Origin of the sequence: Streptomyces sp. NBC_01224 (genome assembly GCF_036002945.1) — a bacterium.
Taxonomy (GTDB): domain Bacteria; phylum Actinomycetota; class Actinomycetes; order Streptomycetales; family Streptomycetaceae; genus Streptomyces.
The window spans coordinates 799,282-813,946 of sequence record NZ_CP108529.1; the positions used below are offsets into that span (position 1 = coordinate 799,282).

Consider the following 14,665-nt stretch of genomic DNA (forward strand, 5'->3'; position numbering starts at 1 on the left):
AAGCGGTCAGTCGACGCTGGGCAGGATGTGCGGCTCGGCAAGGTCGTCCTCGTAGCCGGCCAGCCGGATCGGCGCGGACCTGGCCCAGACCTCGATGTTCTGGAGCTTCTCGGTCTTGCGGGTCCGCTCTCCGTGCCGTTCGGCCGGTCGCTTCTCGTTCGCCAGTTCTGGTGTCGTCACCGCGCACTCCTTCGTGTCGCGTAACCCCGGGGCGTCGCCGACGCCCCGGCCTCATACCCGGGAGTCGACCACCCGCGAGGGGCAGGGGCAAGAACAGTTCGGTCGCGGTGGCGCCGGGTACGGGGCGGGACGGCGACTTGGTTGACAAGCCTGTCCCAGGACGGTCGAAGAGGTTTCGTGGCTTCCTCGATGACGTCCGTTCGCATCAGAGTAACCAAATGAGCGCGTTCACGCTCGATGGAATGTGTGCACTGGCTCACTTTCGGCCATCGAGTACGGAAAAGACCCGGCCGGGAACGAGTCCCGGGCCGGGCCCACTGCTCCGCGCGAACACCGCGTGATCGATCGACTACCAGTTGGCGGGCGCGTAGTCCTTGAGGAAGCAGCCGTACAGGTCCTCGCCCTCCTCGCCGCGCACGATCGGGTCGTAGACGCGGGCAGCGCCGTCGACCAGGTCGAGCGGGGCGTGGAAGCCCTCTTCGGCAAGGCGGATCTTGTCGGGGTGCGGGCGCTCGTCGGTGATCCAGCCGGTGTCGACGGCGGTCATCAGGATGCCGTCCCTCTCGAACATCTCCTGGGCGCTGGTGCGGGTGAGCATGTTCAGCGCGGCCTTGGCCATGTTGGTGTGCGGGTGGCCCGCGCCCTTGTAGCCACGGCTGAACACGCCCTCCATCGCCGAGACGTTGACCACATAGGCGCGCTTGGCGGCGGTCGCCGCCATCGCCGGACGGAGCCGGCTGATCAGGATGAAGGGCGCGGTGGAGTTGCAGAGCTGGACTTCCAGCAGCTCGATCGGTTCGACCTCTTCGACGGTCTGGATCCAGCTGTTGGTGTCGTGCAGGTCGGGTACGAGACCGCCCGCGTCGATCGCCGTTCCGGCGGCGATCCGCTCCAGGGAGGCAGACCCGGTGACCAGTGCGAGCTCGGTGACGTCCTGCGCGCTCAGGCCTTCCTTGCGGGCGGCCGGGAGGGCCGCGACACGGTCGACGGTGCCGCTGCCGAAGGTGCCGATGACCTCGGCGGCGGGCAGCTCGCCCGCCGGGAGCGGGGCGGACTCGGCGTTGACCAGTTCGCTGTACGCGTTCGCGGAACGGCGCACGGTCTGCGCCGCGTTGTTGATCAGAATGTCCAGCGGGCCCTCGGCCGCGACCGAGTCGGCGAGCGCGACGACCTGGGCGGGGTCGCGCAGATCGATGCCGACGATCTTCAGCCGGTGGATCCACTCGTCGCTGTCCGGCATCGCCTTGAAACGGCGGATCGCGTCGTTGGGGAAACGGGTGGTGATGGTGGTGTGCGCACCGTCTCGCAGCAGTCGCAGCGCGATGTACATGCCGATCTTCGCGCGGCCGCCGGTCAGGAGCGCGCGCCGGCCGGTGAGGTCGGTCCGTGCGTCACGGCGCGAGCGGTTCTCCTTGGCGCACTGCTGGCAGAGCTGGTGGTAGAACGCGTCCACCTCGACGTACCTGGTCTTGCAGATGTAGCAGGACCGGGGCCGCTGGAGGACGCCCGCGATCTCGGCACGGGCCGAGGACGACGGCAGGACCCCCTGGGTCTCGTCGTCGATGCGGTCGGCCGAGCCGGTCGCGGTGGCCTCGGTGACGGCCTTGTCGTGCGCGGTCTTGGCGGCGCGGCGCTCCTGACGACGGCGCTGCTTCACGGTCCGGTAGATCCCGGCCGTGGCGCGGCGCACGGCGATGGCGTCGGGGTGGTCGACGTCGATGTCGTCGAGTTCGTCGAGCACGCTCAGGCAGACGGCCAGCCGCTCCGGGTCGATACCGGGACCGAACTCCTCAGTACCGGGAGCGAACCCCGGGCTGTCCTCTGTCACCGTCATTGCCGTTCCTCTGTCGCTTGTCACTCGTGGCGCCGACCGCCATACATGGTCCTGCCGGGCCGAACGCCCCGATCAAGTCTGCCATGCACCGGATGCTGCTCCGTTCGCGTGACTTCAAGGGGTTCCCCGCGGTTCGCCGGCACGCGTGTGCATGGCTGCGCCCCTCCGCCCCGACGGCTCCTCCACGGATCGGTCACATATGCTTCCCTGCGAAACGGCCAGGGTTGAGCTGTGCCGTCCGTTACAAGGGGGTGGAGAGTGGCCGAACCCCCCGCGGGCGGCTCTCCTGCACGGCCTGTGCTCCCGGCCGCCATCCCCGTACAGAACGCACTTGTGCCGGTCGGCAACAGCCTCGGCAACGGTTCGGTGTGGGACGTCGATGCCGTGATCCTGCTGGTCGAGGACGATGCCGGTGATGCGCTCCTCGTCGAGGAGATGCTCGCGGACAGCGAGCTGGACTCCGCGCTGACCTGGTGCCGGACGCTCGCGGAGACGCGCCGGTTCCTGGCCGGCTGCCGGACCCCGTGCTGCGTACTGCTCGATCTGCACCTGTCCGATGTGTACGGCGTGGACGCCGTCACCCAGATCGTCGAGTCGGCGCCCGATGCGGCCATTGTGGTGCTGACCGGCAGGGCCGAGGCCGATACGGGCCTGTCGGCCGTGGCGACCGGCGCCCAGGACTATCTCGTCAAGGGGCGACTCCATCCGGAGGCGCTGGGCCGCTCGGTCCGGTACGCCCTCCAGCGCAAGCAGGTCGAGCGGGCCGCCGCGGCGCTGCGTGCCAACCGGCTGATGGCGCAGGAGAACGCCCGCCTCGAGCGCGGGCTGCTGCCCGTGCCCCTGCTGCGCGACGACTCCTTCGAAGCGGTGGCGCGATACGCACCGGGCCGGGCGCACGCCCTGCTCAGCGGTGACTTCTACGACGTGGTGCAGACGTCCGACGGCACGGTGCACGCGGTGATCGGCGATGTGTCGGGGCACGGGGCGGCGGAGGCGGCGCTGGGTGTCTGTCTGAGGGTGGCCTGGCGCACCGCGGTGCTGTGCGCCACCGGCCAGCTCGAACAGGTCCGGCTGCTGGAGGAGATCCTGGTCGCCGAACGCTCCGACCCGCATGTCTTCGCCACCGTCACCTCACTGTCCTTCGCGCCGGACCGCCGTCGGGTGCGGGTGGTGCGGGCCGGCCACCCCGGGCTGTTGCTGCGCAGCGGTGCCCGGGTGAGCTGGGTCGAGCCCGAGCCCGGAATGGCCCTGGGGCTGCTCCCGGGTGCGGGACGGTGGAGCGTCTCGGAGCTGTCCCTGCCCGGGGACGGCCGGATCGTCCTCTTCACGGACGGCCTCTTCGAGGGGCGCACGGGGCCTGGCTCCCGGCTGGGCGAGGACGGACTGCTCGCCGTAGCCCGCAGGCACGGGGCGCTGGCGGCCCGCGCCTTTGTGGACACCCTGGTCGACGAGGCCGCCGGAGCCGCGTCCCCGTACGGCGGTCTCGCCGACGACGTCGCCGTGCTCCATCTGGGCTGGGGACGGGGGGATCCGCGATGAGCGGCCGGGACGCATCGCCGGCCCGCCGGCGCGGCCTCGCCTCACGTCTGTCGGTCCAGAACTGGGTCCATCTGATTCTCGCCGTCTTCGTACTGGTCGTCTGCGCCGGGCTGACCGTCGGTGCCCTGGTGCTGTCCCGGATATCCGACCGCACCACCGAGCTGGTGGACCGCATCCAGCCCGCCCGCTCGTCGTCCTTCCAGTTGCAGAACGCCCTGCTGGACCAGGAGACCGGGGTCCGCGGATACGCGCTCACCGGTGACTCGACCTTCCTGCGGCCGTACGAGGCGGGGATGCGGGACGAGAAGCTGCGGCTGGCCAAGGTGCGTGCCCTCGTCGGGGACGAGCAGCCCTTCGCCCGCGATCTCGACCGGATCGCCGCAGCCGCGCGGGAGTGGCGCAGCCGGCACGCCGAGCCGCTGGTCGCCGCGGTCCGCCGGGACGGCCCGGCGTCCGAGTCCTCGGCCCCGATCCGGCGGAGCAAGGGCGAATTCGACACTCTGCGGCGGCTGTACACGACACAGCAGGCGCATCTCGACGTGGCGCGTGACCGGGCCCGCGCCGATCTGAGCACCGCCCGCACCACCCGTGACCAGGTGCTCATCTCACTGGTCGTGGGCTTTCTGCTCGCGGTTGTCTCGCTGAGTCTGCTGCTGAACCGGATGGTGGGCCGGCCGCTGCGCCGGCTGACCGCCGCCTCGGACACAGTCAGCTCCGGGGCGTTCCATAACCGGATCGAGGTCGACGGACCGTCCGATGTGCGGGCGGTGGCCGCGGCCGTGGAGGACATGCGCCGCCGCATCGTCGAGGAGCTCGCCGAATCCCAGGACCGCGGGACGCTGCTGGCGGAACAGGCACAGGAGCTGCGCCGGTCCAATGCCGAACTGGAACAGTTCGCCTATGTCGCCTCGCACGATCTGCAGGAACCGCTGCGCAAGGTCGCCTCGTTCTGCCGGCTTCTGGAGAAGCGGTACGCCACGGAGCTCGACGACCGGGCGCGGCAGTACATCGACTACGCGGTCGACGGCGCCAAGCGGATGCAGGTGCTGATCAACGATCTGCTCACCTTCTCCCGTATGGGGCGGGTGCACGACAAGTGGAAGGCGGTCGACCTCGACGGCTCCCTCGACCGTGCGCTGGCCAATCTCGCGCTGGTCGTCGAGGAGTCCGGTACCACGGTCGTACGGGAGGGCCCGCTGCCCGAACCGACCGGGGACGCGACGGCGCTCTCCATGGTCTGGCAGAACCTGATCGGCAACGCGGTGAAGTTCCGCCGCCCCGACGTACCGTGCCGGATCACGATCGGCTGTGTACGGGACGGCGACGACTGGCGCTTCTCCGTCGCGGACAACGGCATCGGTATCCCGCCGGAGTTCTCGCAGAAGGTGTTCGTCATCTTCCAGCGTCTGCACGGCAGGGAGCAGTACGAGGGAACGGGCATCGGTCTGGCCCTGTGCCGGAAGATCGTGGAGTTCCACGGAGGCCGGATCTGGCTGGAGCCGGAGGCCGCCGAAGGCACCTGTATCCGCTTCACGCTGCCGGTCGCTCCCGCCGTACCCGCGCGCACCACTGCTGAGCCGCTCGTCGCGGAATCCCTCGTCGGGCGGCCCGGCCATGGCTGAGATCTGTCGGGTTTTCCCCGGAGTGGGACCGTTCGTCGCGGGTAGGCGAACGTCGAACAGCTGTCATCGAACACCCCTGCGTCGCCCTGGCTGGAGCACATGAACGAACAGGTCACCTCGCGACCGGCCGGCCGCCCCGGCGAAGACCGGCTCACGGACGTTCTGCACAGCGCCGAGGTGTTCGACGGCGAGCCCGGCTGCATCGCGCAGGCCCGGGCACTGGCCGACCGCTTCCTGGTCCGGCTGGCCGCGGAGTGGCTCGCGGTGTTCGGCGAGCACACCCGCAGCGATCTCATGCTGGCCGTGAGCGAGCTGGTCACCAATGCGGACCGCTACAGCCAGGGCCCGTATCTGCTGGAGCTGGAGGGCACCGCGGAGCGCGTGAGCGTCACGGTGTACGACAGCAGCACGGCCTTGCCGCTGTTCTACTCACCCGACCCGACGCGCCCCGGCGGCCACGGCATGGAGATCGTGGTGGCGCTGTGCGACCGGCTGACCGCCGAGCGCGTGCCGGTGGGCAAGCGCATCCGGGCCGAGTTCCAGCTGAGCAGCTGAGCTGTGGGGCGGGCGGGACGCCGCCCGCCCCACGACCACGGTCATCCCAGTGCGGGCGGGGCGTCCGCGGCCGAAGTGCCCCAGGCCGACGGCTCGCCGCCCACCGTGAAGGAGAGCGAACGGGTCGAGCGGATGTCGTCGGTGGTGAGGTAGGTGCGGGACTGCACCGTCCCGTCGAGCCGGGCCGACTGGATGTAGCGGTCGGTGTCCGAGGTGCCGGGTGCGCTGACCGTCAGCGTTCGTTCAGCCCGCCCCGGCGCTCGGCGGCTTCCTCGGTGTCCAGCGTCCGATGCGTGACATCGCCGACCTCGCCCGCCTCATCGTCCGCGCCCGGGCGACCGCTCCCGACTGCGAGGCCTTCGCCCAATGGTGCGCTCGTGCCCGCGACGCGATGACCGACCGCGGTCCGCAAGTGGCCCGGCAGGTGGCCGGGTTACGGCACGGAGCCCAGCGGGCCGTGCTCATGAGCGCCGCCGTGCTGCACGGGGCCCACGCCGATGGCAGCTCCCGCTACCACACCACCGTCAGCACAACGCCTCCGACCAGATGCAGTTTCCCGTCGCTGAGCCGGAAGCCGCGCCGCGTGTAGTTGAGGGAGGGCAGGGCTTCACGCTTCTTCTTGCACTTCGGCATCCCGGCCCGGCGATGCATGGGCAGCCGTTCCCTGATGTCTCTCTGCGCCTTGGCCTTGGACTTCCCGAAATCACGGATGACCTGCTGCTGGGGAACCGAGCTGCCCTCCCGCAGCCACGCAGTACTCTTCCCGGCCTCGGTCAGCATCCTGTCGAGCTGCGCCGGACCGCCGGTCATCCAGACCGGCCGCATCGACGGATGGGTGCTGTCCACGCCGCACAACGACTGACACACATCCCCTCCGGGTCGTTCGGATCCACCATCGGGCAACGACCTCAGGTGCGAACCGACTGGCGCAACTTCCGCGTGCTCCGGGAACGATTCACGAAGATCGGGGCATCCTGTTGAGGTCCCCCCTGGACGCAGACCTACACCCCACGCCTCATCCCCACCGGAACAAGGGGTGCATGCCGCATGCGGATGTCCAAGCCTGTCGCACCCGCGGCGCCCACGAATCCGGGCCTCAAGCGGGAAATCGGGCTGATCGGTCTCATCTGGACCTCGGAGGGGTCCATCATCGGGTCCGGCTGGCTGTTCGGCGCCCTGTTCGCCGCGCAGGCAGCCGGCACGGCGGCGCTCATTTCCTGGGGAATCGGGGCACTCGCCATCATTGTGCTGGCGTTCGTCCATGCTGAACTGGGGGCCATGTACCCGGTGGCGGGCGGCACCGCCCGCTTCCCGCACTATGCCTTCGGCAGTGCCGCGGGTGCGTCCTTCGGATGGTTCTCGTGGCTGCAGGCCGTCACCGTGGCGCCGATCGAGGTCATGGCGTCGCTGAACTATCTCAGCGTCCACGCCCCCTGGGTGCAGACCGGCAAGAATCACCTGACACCCGCGGGGTACGGGCTGGCTGTCGCGTTCATGGCGTTCTTCGTCGTCGTCAACTTCCTCGGCATCAAATGGCTCGCCCACACCAACAGCGTGGCGACGTGGTGGAAAGTGGCCGTCCCCGTCTTCACCATCATCGTGCTGGCCGCCACCACCTTTCACAGCGGCAACTTCGGCTACCAGGGCTTCGCCCCCTTCGGCGCCAGGGGCGTGCTCTCCGCCATCAGCACCAGCGGCATCATCTTCGCGCTCCTCGGCTTCGAGCAGGCCGACCAGCTCGCGGGCGAGAGCCGTAACCCGGCCAGGGACATCCCGCGGGCGGTGATCGGCTCCATCCTCATCGGCGTCCTCGTCTATGTGGCGCTTCAGGTCGTCTTCATCGCCGCCCTGCCGCACAGCGCGTTCGCCCACGGCTGGGCCAATCTCTCCTTCAGCGGAAAGGCGGGCCCGTTCGCCGGGCTCGCCACCTCCGTCGGACTCGGCTGGCTCGCCACGCTGTTGTACATCGACGCGGTCGTGTCACCGTCCGGTACGGGCCTGATCTACACCACCGCCACCTCTCGGGTCTCCTACGGCCTGTCCCGCAACGGCTACGTCCCCGCGGTCTTCGAGCGCACCACCAAGCGCGGCGTCCCGTGGTTCAGCCTGCTCTTCGCGTTCGTGGTCGGCCTCATCGTGTTCCTGCCGTTCCCCACGTGGCAGAAGCTGGTCGGCTTCGTCACGTCAGCGAGTGTGCTGATGTACGCGGGGGCGCCGCTCGCCTTCGGATGCCTGCGCAAGCAGGACCCGGACCGGCCTCGCCCGTACCGGCTGCCCGGCGGGATGTTCTGGGCGCCCGTGGCCTTCATCGTCTCGAACCTGATCATCTACTGGGCGGGCTGGGACACCCTGTGGCGGCTCGGCGTGGCCATCGTGCTCGGCTATCTGCTGCTGGGCGGCTCCGCGCTGCTCAAGCTCAACCCAAAGGTTCCGCATATGGACTGGCGGTCCGCGCAGTGGCTGCCGGTGTACCTCGTGGGCATGGGGCTGATCTCCTGGCAGGGCGGCTTCTGCAGCACCGGCCCGGCGTCGTCGGCGTCCTGCGGTGCGACCGATGCCGTGCCGCTGTGGTGGGACGTCGTGCTCATCGCCGCGTTCAGCCTGGTGATCTACTTCTGGGCCCAGGCCGTGCGGCTCCCCGACGAGGAGACCCAGGAGTACATCGGCTCCGTCGAGGTGGTGCCCGGCGGGTGACGCGGCCTCCCGCCCGGCTCCGGCGCGTCCGGGTGTCAGACGTTCTCGAAGACGCAGTCGCCGCACAGACCGCCGCCCGGGCAGCGGTAGTACAGGCAGCAACTGCGACGGCGGAACGCCGGGTCGTGCGGGGCGCCGGTGTTCCGGAGGTCGGGATGGTCGAGGAGTTCGGCGACCAGGGCGCGGGCCTGTCCTGACACGTCGGGTCGGTGGTGGATACGGGCCCAGGCGACCAGTTCGCGCAGGGCTCCCGCCAGCGCCGACCCCACGTTGCCCCACAGCAGCCCGTTCGACAAGGGACCGTCGCGGTGGATCGCCTCGGCGAGGGGCACGAGATGGGCGTACTGCACGGCTTCCCGCATCCGGGCGGCGGTAGCGGGTAGCGATCCGGAGGTGCTCAGCCACAGGTCGTCGGGGGCGGTGTGCTGTGGGTCCCAGTGCAGGGCATCGGGCGAGAGATCGGGGAAACGGCCGGTCAGGGCCGCCGGGCCGAGTGCGATCGACCAGAGGCGGGAGGCCAGCCCCAGGTGCGCGACGGAGGCGGCGACTCTGCGCTCAGGGGTACGGAGCCGGGTGGCGACCGTGTCGATACGGGCCGTGAGCGGTGCGACCTCCCCCGCGTACAAGAGTGCCAGCGGGCGATGCGCCCCGTCGGACGGCGAAGCGGTACGCAGCGTGAAGAATCCGCCCACAGAGGCCGCTGCCGGCTCGTCCATCGTGCTGCTCCTTCTCGGCTCCCCGGCCGCTACTGGTGACATCGCGGGCACCCGGAGTACCACGACCCGCCATTCACCGTAGCCCCTCGGGTTGATCGCTCCGGGGCCCTCCGGAGGGACGACTGCCGTCGGGAGGAGGACACTGGGAGTACTCACGTACTACCAAGGCAGTACGCAGGATTGCCGCCTCAAGGACGACGACGCAGCGGCTTTGAAGGGACATCGTGGTGTACATGAGTTCCCTTGCGCTGTCCGTGCTTCTCTCACTGGTCTCCGCAGTCGCCTACGCGGCCGGGGCGATCGTCCAGGAGCGCGTGGCCACGGCTGGAGACGGCCGCTCGCTCGCACCCTTGCGCAACCGTGTCTGGTGGGCCGCCGTGACAATGAACGGCGTGGGCGCGGTCCTGCATGTCGTGGCGCTGGCCTACGGTCCGCTCAGTCTCGTCCAGCCGCTCGGTGCGCTGACCATCGTCTTCGCCCTGCCGATGGCGGCACTCTTCGTACGCCGCCGGGCAGGCGCCATCGCATGGCGCGGCGCGATCATGGCGACCGTCGGTCTGGCGGGCCTGCTCTCGCTCACCGGGAACGCCGAGCCGCACACCCTGAGCGGCCCGGATCAGCTGACGCTCGCCGGCGTGACGCTCGGTGCGGTCGCAGCGCTCTTCCTGATCTCCAAGGGCTTGCACCGGCCGGTGGTACGGAGCGTGATCCTGGCCGGGGCCGCGGGTGTCGCTTTCGGGATCGCCTCGGTGTTCACGAAGACCGTGGCCGTGCAGTGGACCTCCGGTGCGGCGGGGGCCGGAATGCCGGCGCTGCTGGCGATAGGCACGTTCGCGGCCGCCGGGCTGCTGCTCTCCCAGGCCGCGTACCGGGGCGCCGGGCTGACCGCGCCGCTGGCCACGGTGACTGTGGTGAACCCGGTGATAGCCGCGGCTGTCGGCATCACCATGTTCGATGAGCAGTTCCGGCACGGTACGGCGGGCACCCTGCTCGCGCTGGCCTGCGGGGTGGTCGCCGCGGGCGGGCTGATACTTCTCACGACGGAGCGGCTGGGCGCGGAGCACCGTGCCGGGCAGCCGGCCGCGAGCGAGTACCCGAACGCTCTGGGAGACGGGGCGGACGCGGAGCCCGGCGCCGGAGGTATTGCGGAACCGGCGGTGGACCTGGCCCGGCCGGCTGAGACGCAGAAGGTCGTCATTCATCCCGAGCCCGCACCGCCGACGCCCGCCGCAGCCGTCGAGACCATCGCGGAAACGTTCTCGGCAGCCTCTGTAATGCCTCTGGTGATGCCGCTGGAGCGTCGTCTCGGGCAGGTGGAGTTCGGGCCCGGACGGTCGTCGCACACCGGCACCGCAGCACGGCGGGGCGGCGCGTCCGCGGAGCCTGCCGCCCCGGCTGACACAGCCGGGGCCCAGGCGGTCGTTCAGACGCTGACCCCGCCCGCCCTCAGGTAGGCCAGCGGGTCGATGTCCGAGCCGTAACCGGGGCCGGTACGGATCTCGAAGTGCAGGTGCGGACCGGTGACGTTCCCGGTGGAGCCCGAGCGCGCAATCCGCTGGCCTGCGGAGACATGCCGGCCCTCACGCACGTGAAGCGCGGACAGATGCGCGTACTGGCTGTATTTGCCGTCGCTGTGCCGGATGACGATCTGGTATCCGTACGCCCCCGCCCAGCCCGCCGAGACGACGGTGCCGGAGCCGACCGCCTTCACCGAAGTGCCGGTCGGGACGGGGAAGTCGACACCGGTGTGATAGCCACTGGCCCAGGAACCGGCCCGGTGGTACGGGGTACCGATACCTGCCGCAATCGGCGCGACGAGACCGTCGGACTGCTTCTCCGCCCGCTGCGGCTTGTGGCTCTCGGCCTTCTTCGGGTGTTGCTTCGGCTCGGTGGTCTGGTGCCGCGGCTTCGCGGTTTGGTGTTGTGACGTGGCCGGGTGCTGCTTCGGCTTGGTCGTCTCGTGCTGCGGCTTCGCCCTCTGGTGCGGTGCGGTTTTCGGCTTCCCGGCCGGTGTCGAGCCCGTCCTGGATCCCGCCTTCGGTGCCTGGGCCACATCGAGGCTCAGGCGCTGTCCGGGAAAGATGAGATCCGGATCGTCCCCCACGACCGTGCGGTTCGCCGCGTACAGGTGCTGCCAGCCGCCCCGGACATGCTCACCCGCCGCGATCGCGGAGAGCGAGTCACCACCGGCCACGGTGTACGACTCGCGCTTGCCGGGCACAGTGGTCGGCTTGGCGGGCGTGGTCGTCCGCTTCGTCTCCGGCTTCCCGACGGCAGCCTTCCCGGGCGCCTGTAAGTGGCCGGTCCGCTCCGACTGCGGGTTGATGCCAGGGGCTTCCCCGCCACTGGTCAGCCCCGCCCGTGTCGAGCAGCCCGGCCAGGCGCCGGGTCCCTGCCCTTCGAGCACCTTCTCGGCGATGGCTATCTGCTGGTCCTTGGTGGCCAGATCGGCGCGCGGGGCGTAGACCGTGCCGCCGTAGGCCGCCCACGTCGACCGGGTGAACTGAAGGCCACCGAAGTAGCCGTTGCCACTGTTGATGTGCCAGTTGCCGGTGGACTCGCAGGTGGCTACCTTCTCCCAGACATCCGCGGAGGCGGCGCCTGCCGAGGCGGCTGCGATGAGCGGGAGCGCGATGCCCGCACCGCCGGCGGTGACCGTGAGCGAGGCACGGTTGAGCCGGCTGGGCTGGTATCTGCGGTGCCGTCCGTTTGCGGCCATGACTTGGCTCCCCCACTGGCAGTAGGACACGTCGCAAGCGCCCAACTTATGGGCAGACAAAGGCCGATGACAAGGGAGCGATAGCGACTCATCCGCCACGGGCGGCCCAGGGGACACCGCCGCCCGAGGTTCGTGGCCGGTGCACTCGTCGGCCCTCGTACCGTGCTACCGGGTACGAGGGTTGACGACTGCGCCGGTCATCCGGCCTTCTCCGGAGGAGAGTTGCCTAGCGTGTGGCATCGCGATTGAGAGTCGCCGTGTGCGGCGATCGTCGCACACGGCGGCATAGGCGGCCCGCGAGTTCGTCACCGCCCCAGTCGGGCCCTGACCGTGTTCAGGCCGGGGTGGTTTGCAGCTGCTTGTGCGGAGCAGCGTGGTCGGCCAGCGGTTGCCTCAGGGAGAGGATGATCAGCAGAGCGAACGCGGTGAGGGCGGTGAGCGTGCGCAGGTTGTTGAACAGCTCCCAGCGCCGCAGGATCTCCGCGTGATCGGCCGGGGCCGAGGTGAGCGCCCATTCCTTGATTCGGCCGTTGATCGGCACATTTCCGAGCCGGGTTATCAGGAAGGACGCGAGGGTCAGCAGACCTGCCGTACCCGCGATCAGCCGGGCGCGGCCGCGTGTCAGGGTCGCGAGAGTGAGGGAGCTCAGCGTCGACACGGCCATCGCCGCCTGCATGGTGATGCCGTTCATCTTCATCAGTTCGGCATGGAATGACAGCCGCATGTCGAGCGGTACGGCATTGAAGGTGGGGACGAGGTTGGCCGCACCGTAACCGAATGCGCCGGCGAGGAGGCCGGTGGCAAGCAGGGCGAGTCCCTGGAAGAGTCGGATGCGCATGTTCGTTGGCTCCAGTACATGGGTGCTATGGGCCCAGGTCCGTTCGACGTCCTGAGTGGTGACGGCGTTGCAAGTCCTGAGACAGACCGGTGGTGCCGCATGGTCACAGGTAGTCGACGTGTTCCCGCAGGCCGGCGACCACCTGACGTGACAGCCGGTCACGGCCACGACCGCGACAGTTCTCCGACTGTCCGGTGCGGAGATTCGGGAAACTCGACCGGTATTGGTTCTGCGGGGCGGCGCAGGGCGGCGGGTTGCTGCCTGCGGTGTCGTCGTTGGCCGGCAGGCGTACAGATGACCGCCCACGGACTGGCGCAGTCACGCCTGCGCAGCGACGAAGCGATCGTGCAGTTCGCCGCGGAGGTGTCCCGGGGGGAGCCGTCGGCCGTATGCGAGCAGGAGGAGGTCCTGTGCGGCGCCGGACACAGGCGTTCCGGTACCGAAGGACCAGTCGAGGTCGTCGGCGCGGAGTGCGATGCCGCCCAGGTCGGCTCCGAAGAACCTGAGGGTCCTGGCGTCGACGCTCTCGAGGAGTATGCGCAAGCGGGCTTCGGGAACCCGGCGGTCGAGGCCCAGCGCGACCGTGATGTCCAGGCCGTGGATCACATCGTGGCCCAAGGCCGCCTCGATCCCGCCGACCGGCGGCCTCCAGGGGTGATCCGCGTTGTCACTGAGGAATGCGGCGAGCTCACGCGTCGAATGGGCGGCCGCGTCCTTGTGAGCGTATCGATCGGTCATCCGATGGAGGTTGCCTCGCGATCTGAACAGTTCCACCGCCATCTTGGAGAGCGAGTACCGAAACCCCATCGTCATGTGGGCCGCAGCTTCCCGTACCCGCCACCCCACGCACAGGGTCGGAGCGTCCCACTCCTCGGCCGACAAGCCATCCAGCATGGCCGCCAGCTCCCGGCGTTCGGCCGCGATCGCGGCTCTGATGTCCGTCGCTGGTCTCCGGTACGTCGTCTTCCCCATGGCCTCAAGGGTCTCGGCAGCCCAGCCATAAGTCCAAGAGTTTGTATGTCTCGCAGCTAGAATGATCAGTTATGGACATTCGGCAGCTGCGGTACTTCGTCACGGTGGCGGAGGAAGCCAACTTCACCCGCGCCGCTGCCCGGCTGCACCTGGCGCAGCCAGGTGTGAGCGCCCAAGTCCGGCAGCTCGAAAAGGAACTCGGGCATCCGCTGCTCGACCGCTCCGGCCGGTCGGTGACCCTGACGGAGGTGGGCGAGGCCGTACTGCCGTACGCGCGGGCCGCGCTCAGCGCCGTCGAAGCGGTACGGCAGACTGCGGACGAGTTCACCGGGCTGCTCCGCGGCCAGGTCACCCTCGGCCTCGTCTCGGGCGCAGCCGCGGCAGCCCATGGGTTCGACCTCGCCGCCGTCCTGGCCGGCTTCCACGAGGACCACCCCCAAGTCGAGATAGCCCTGACCGAGGACACATCGGAGCGGATGCTCACCGCGCTGAATCGCGGGGAACTCGACATCGCCGTGATCGGACTCGCGGACGACGAACCCCCACCGGGCATCTCCGTCCAGGTCCTGGTCGACGAACCCCTGGTCGCGGCCATCGCCCCGGACGACCCCGCCCTCATGCCCCCGGACCGCACGAGCATTCCGGTGGCCGAGCTCCGCGATCGCCCGCTGATCAGTCTGCCGCGTGGCACAGGACTGCGCGGAGTGCTCGACCACGCGTGCGCGCAGGCGGGGTTCCAGCCCCGCATCGCCTTCGAGGCGGCCGCTCCGCTGTTCCTTGCACAGCTCGCTGCCCGCGGTCTCGGCGTAGCAGTGGTTCCGGCCCTCCCCGCCGGCGCGGCGTCAGCCTTCGGGCTGCGGACGCTGGAGATCACTCAACCGCAGCTGCGCGGCCGGGTCGCTCTGACCTGGCGGACGGACGGCCCCTCCAGCCCCGCAGCCACCGTCTTCCTGAACCTGCTGCGTACAAGACTCACCGCGCCAGGGACCGGCTGAC

At 69.8% G+C, this 14,665-nt stretch carries 12 protein-coding genes and 2 pseudogenes; 6 read left to right on the plus strand and 8 right to left on the minus strand.

Translation table 11 applies throughout. From position 1 onward, the window contains the following. Positions 1-6: 6 nt before the first annotated feature. Complete coding sequence (locus tag OG609_RS03540; protein ID WP_327271401.1) at positions 7-180, minus strand: hypothetical protein; 174 nt, start codon at positions 178-180, stop codon at positions 7-9. A gap of 349 nt (positions 181-529) precedes the next feature. Then, the gene (locus tag OG609_RS03545) at positions 530-2,014 is read right to left on the minus strand and encodes an SDR family NAD(P)-dependent oxidoreductase (protein ID WP_327271402.1); all 1,485 of its coding nucleotides are present in this window, start codon (positions 2,012-2,014) and stop codon (positions 530-532) included. Positions 2,015-2,272: 258 nt separating this feature from the next. Here OG609_RS03545 and OG609_RS03550 point away from each other — a divergent pair, with 258 nt between their 5' ends. The 3 genes from OG609_RS03550 (at position 2,273) to OG609_RS03560 (ending at position 5,730) form a co-directional block, all read left to right on the plus strand. Then, positions 2,273-3,553: a PP2C family protein-serine/threonine phosphatase gene (locus OG609_RS03550; protein WP_442817933.1), complete on the plus strand. Its 1,281-nt coding sequence runs from the start codon at positions 2,273-2,275 to the stop codon at positions 3,551-3,553. Then, positions 3,550-5,175 (plus strand): sensor histidine kinase, encoded by a 1,626-nt coding sequence (locus OG609_RS03555; protein ID WP_327271403.1) that lies wholly within the window; start codon positions 3,550-3,552, stop codon positions 5,173-5,175. Before OG609_RS03550 ends, OG609_RS03555 begins: the two co-directional genes overlap by 4 nt. A 99-nt stretch (positions 5,176-5,274) precedes the next feature. Continuing rightward, positions 5,275-5,730, plus strand: coding sequence for an ATP-binding protein (locus OG609_RS03560; RefSeq protein WP_327271404.1), 456 nt, complete (start codon positions 5,275-5,277; stop codon positions 5,728-5,730). 41 nt (positions 5,731-5,771) lie between these two features. On the opposite strand, the pseudogene OG609_RS03565 reads toward OG609_RS03560, so the two are convergent. Both OG609_RS03565 and OG609_RS03570 read right to left on the minus strand, forming a co-directional pair. Beyond that, positions 5,772-5,966, minus strand: a pseudogene (locus tag OG609_RS03565) (hypothetical protein); the annotation flags it as partial. A gap of 277 nt (positions 5,967-6,243) precedes the next feature. After that, positions 6,244-6,555: pseudogene (locus tag OG609_RS03570) on the minus strand (RNA-guided endonuclease TnpB family protein); the annotation flags it as partial. A gap of 222 nt (positions 6,556-6,777) precedes the next feature. Here OG609_RS03570 and OG609_RS03575 point away from each other — a divergent pair. Further along, complete coding sequence (locus OG609_RS03575) at positions 6,778-8,424, plus strand: APC family permease (protein ID WP_327271405.1); 1,647 nt, start codon at positions 6,778-6,780, stop codon at positions 8,422-8,424. Between the two features lie 35 nt (positions 8,425-8,459). Here OG609_RS03575 and OG609_RS03580 read toward each other — a convergent pair whose 3' ends face one another. Continuing rightward, entirely contained in the window at positions 8,460-9,140 is a 681-nt protein-coding gene (locus OG609_RS03580) for a (2Fe-2S)-binding protein (RefSeq protein WP_442817934.1), read from the minus strand. Between the two features lie 224 nt (positions 9,141-9,364). Here OG609_RS03580 and OG609_RS03585 point away from each other — a divergent pair, with 224 nt between their 5' ends. Further along, complete coding sequence (locus tag OG609_RS03585) at positions 9,365-10,594, plus strand: DMT family transporter (RefSeq protein ID WP_442817935.1); 1,230 nt, start codon at positions 9,365-9,367, stop codon at positions 10,592-10,594. On the opposite strand, the gene OG609_RS03590 is transcribed toward OG609_RS03585, so the two are convergent. The 3 genes from OG609_RS03590 to OG609_RS03600 all read right to left on the minus strand — a co-directional run bounded on the left by OG609_RS03590 (position 10,564) and on the right by OG609_RS03600 (position 13,669). Further along, on the minus strand, positions 10,564-11,859 hold the full coding sequence (locus OG609_RS03590) for a transglycosylase family protein (RefSeq protein ID WP_327271407.1): 1,296 nt from the start codon (positions 11,857-11,859) through the stop codon (positions 10,564-10,566). The two genes, OG609_RS03585 and OG609_RS03590, sit on opposite strands and share 31 nt — an antisense overlap. A 334-nt stretch (positions 11,860-12,193) precedes the next feature. Further along, complete coding sequence (locus tag OG609_RS03595) at positions 12,194-12,697, minus strand: DUF1772 domain-containing protein (protein WP_327271408.1); 504 nt, start codon at positions 12,695-12,697, stop codon at positions 12,194-12,196. 318 nt (positions 12,698-13,015) lie between these two features. Continuing rightward, positions 13,016-13,669 carry a maleylpyruvate isomerase family mycothiol-dependent enzyme gene (locus OG609_RS03600; RefSeq protein WP_327271409.1) on the minus strand — a complete coding sequence of 218 codons (654 nt, stop codon included), beginning with the start codon at positions 13,667-13,669 and terminating at the stop codon, positions 13,016-13,018. A gap of 71 nt (positions 13,670-13,740) precedes the next feature. Between OG609_RS03600 and OG609_RS03605 the strand changes: the two genes are divergently transcribed. Then, a complete protein-coding gene (locus OG609_RS03605; RefSeq protein WP_327271410.1) occupies positions 13,741-14,664 on the plus strand; it encodes a LysR family transcriptional regulator in 924 nt (307 codons plus the stop codon). Position 14,665 lies beyond the last annotated feature (1 nt).